At 73.2% G+C, this 3,236-nt stretch carries 2 protein-coding genes and 1 pseudogene; all 3 read left to right on the forward strand.

What is annotated here, in order from left to right:
* Nucleotides 1-1,323, forward strand: a pseudogene (locus EBH09_RS27480) (glycogen debranching protein); the annotation flags it as partial.
* Between the two features lie 131 nt (nucleotides 1,324-1,454).
* Nucleotides 1,455-2,213: an NUDIX hydrolase gene (locus EBH09_RS27485; protein ID WP_121749636.1), complete on the forward strand. Its 759-nt coding sequence runs from the start codon at nucleotides 1,455-1,457 to the stop codon at nucleotides 2,211-2,213.
* 123 nt (nucleotides 2,214-2,336) lie between these two features.
* On the forward strand, nucleotides 2,337-3,236 hold a 900-nt coding region (locus tag EBH09_RS27490; RefSeq protein ID WP_153182739.1), incomplete at its 3' end, for an ABC transporter ATP-binding protein.

Below are 3,236 nucleotides of genomic sequence, written 5' to 3' on the forward strand. Positions count from 1 at the left end.
CCGCTGGCCTCCGCGCACGCCACAGGCGACGACCCCGCGGTCCCCGCCCTCCTGCGGACCAGCATCGAGGACCTCAGAGCCCTGTTGCTGCGCGATCCCGCGCATCCCGCCGACGTCCATCTCGCGGCCGGCGTCCCCTGGCGCTGCGGTCCGGCCCCCGCCGAGGCTCTCGCCGCCGCGCGGATGACACTTCCTCTGGGCACCCGGCTCGCCGCCGGTACGCTGCGCGCTCTCGCCCGCACCCAACACCGCGGCCCCGGCCCGCGGTCCGGCATGATCCCCGGACCCAGACGTGACACCGGCCCGCACCTGCCGCCGGGCTGCACCGGCACCGAGGCGACCCTGCTCTTCCCCGTGCTCCTCGCGGAAGCCCGCCGCTGGGGGCTCTGTGAACACGAGACGCAGGAGCTGATGCCGGTGGCCGAACGGTGTCTGGCCTGGCTGCGCACCACCGTCGGGGACGGCACGTACGTACGGGATTCGCACCCGGGTGGCCCCGTCCGATGCGAGACCCAGGCGCACGCCCACCGCGCCGCCCTGCTCGGCGCCGAACTGCTCGACGACTTCGGCAGACCGGGCGGTGACGGACTGCGGCAGTGGGCCCGGCGGCTGCGGACGTCGTTCCAGCGGGACTTCTGGGTCGACGACCGGGCAGGCGGACGGCCCGCGGCGGCACGAGCCCCGGACGGACGCCTCGTGCCGCACCTGAGCGCGGCAACGGCTCACCTCCTCGACACCGGGCTGCTCGGTGGGGGCGCCCCGGCTCCGGGCCTGCTGGACCCGGTGCAGACCGATCGACTCGCCCGGCTGCTGGGCAATCCGGGCATGGACTCGGGCTGGGGTCTGCGCGGACTGGCCGAGAAGGAAGCGGGATACAACCCCTTCGGGCATCGCGCCGGGGCGGTACGCGTCCAGGAGACGGCGATCGCGGTGGCGGGTCTGGCCGCTGCCGGTCACGAGAAGGAGGCGGGCTCGCTGCTGCGTGGCGTAGTGGCCGCGGCGGGCACCTTCGGCCACCGCCTGCCGGAGATGTACGCGGGCGAGCAACGCACCGACATGGGCGCGCCCCTCCCGCACCCGGCGGCCTGCCGTCCCGCCGCCACCGCGGCCGCCGCCGGGGTGCTGCTGCTGACCACGCTCGTGGGCATCCGCCCCGACGCCCCGGCCAAGACCGTCACCCTGCGTCCCGTGCGCGACGCCCCTCTGGGGGAGCTCGGTCTCACGGGGCTGCGGGTCGCCGGAGCGCCGTTCTCGGTCCGGGTCAGCCGGCTCGGTCTGGCCATGGTCGAAGAGGCCGCCGACGGGCTGCAACTAGGAGCCTGACCTGGCAGTACGTGGCTTCGCGCGACGTCCGGGGAATGGGCGCCGAGACGCAGGCCCCAGCGAAGTGGATCAGCCGGCGAAGCGGTGGCGAAGGGAGTGTTTATCGTCAGGCAGACGACTATGATCGCCGCATGCCCTACGACCCGTCAGCCTTTCCGCCCTTCGCCGTCACTGTGGACCTGGTCGTGCTGACCGTTCGCCGCCACTCCCTGTGCGCGCTGGCGGTGCGCAGGGGCGAGCCGCCGTTCCAGGGCCGTTGGGCCCTGCCCGGCGGTTTCGTACGGGCCGACGAGGACCTGGCGCAGGCGGCGGCGCGGGAGCTGGCCGAGGAGACGGGGCTGTGCGTCCACGACCCGGTCGAACCCACCCAGGACAACGGCGCCCACCTTGAGCAGCTCGCGACGTACGGCGACCCCGAGCGCGACCCTCGGATGCGTGTGGTCAGTGTCGCCCACCTCGCGCTCGCTCCCGATCTGCCCGCACCAAGGGCAGGCGGTGACGCCAGCAACGCGCGCTGGGCGCCGGTCGAGGAACTGCTGGAACAGGCTGGTTACGGCCATGACGGCGAGTCGGTGGCGCCGCTCGCCTTCGACCACGCCCAGATCCTGGCGGACGGGGTGGAGCGAGCCCGATCCAAGATCGAGTACTCGTCGCTGGCCACCGCGTTCTGTCCGCCCGAGTTCACCGTCGGGGAGCTGCGGCGCGTCTACGAGGCGGTGTGGAGCGTGGCGCTCGACCCGCGCAACTTCCACCGCAAGGTGACGGGCACGCCGGGCTTTCTCGTCCCCACCGGGGGTACGACCACCCGTCAGGGCGGCCGTCCCGCTCAGCTCTTCCGGGCCGGCGGCGCGACTCTCCTCAACCCCCCGATGCTGCGTCCCGAGGTGTGACGGCGAGCCCGGGCAGGACCCCGGAGCGAACGACGAACAAGGGATCGACGGGGCCGGTCACTCCGTGTCCGCCAGGCCGCGCGATGCCCGAAAAACCGGATATGGCACGCTATCTTGCTACGGGTGATCCAGGCCTTCGGACTGACCAGCAACCCCCGCAAGGAGCTTCCGCCCGCCGTCGACGACGTCTCCTTCGAGGCGCGCGCGGGCCACGTCACCGCACTGCTCGGAGCGGCGGGCGCCGGCAAGACGACGGCGCTCAGACTCATGCTCGAACTCCAGCACGGCCGTGGTCTCGCCTACTTCAGAGGCCGGCCCCTGCACCGCATCGCCCACCCCTCGCACGAGGTCGGAGTCCTGCTGGGAGATGTGCCGGGGCACCCGGCCCGGACGGTTCGCGGCCATCTCCGCATGCTGTGCGCGGCGGCCGGGCTTCCCGCCCGGCGGGCCGACGAAGTCCTGGAGTCGGCCGAACTCGCGGGCCTGCGCGGCGAACGCCTCGGCACCCTCTCCCGCGGTATGGACCGACGCCTCGGACTGGCCTGTGCTTTGCTTCCCGATCCGCACACCCTGGTGCTCGACGACCCCGCTGGAGCGCTGTCCGCCCATGAGGCCCGTCGCCTCCACGACACGCTGCGCGCCCATGCCGCCCAGGGCGGCACCGTCCTGTTCAGTACGGCGGATCCAAAGGAGGCCGCGCGTACCGCCGACCACGTCGTCACGCTCGAGAAGGGCAGAGTCGTCGCCGACCAGGAGGTGGCGGACTTCTCCCGTACACGTCTGCGCCCACGCGTCGCGGTCCGCAGCCCGCACGCAGCCCGGCTCGCCGCCCTGCTGACCAAAGAGGCACGCGCGGCCCGCCGTTCCGTCGAGGTCGTACGCGAAGGCGGCAACCGCCTGGCCGTGTACGGCAGTACGTGTGCCGACATCGGTGAGACCGCGTTCCGTCACGGGGTCCTCGTGCATCAACTGGCCGACGAAATCGGTGACATGGGCCCCGGGGCGGGCGCGGTGCCGACGGCC

It is taken from the genome of Streptomyces sp. E2N166, from assembly GCF_003671715.1.
Classification (GTDB): domain Bacteria; phylum Actinomycetota; class Actinomycetes; order Streptomycetales; family Streptomycetaceae; genus Streptomyces; species Streptomyces thinghirensis.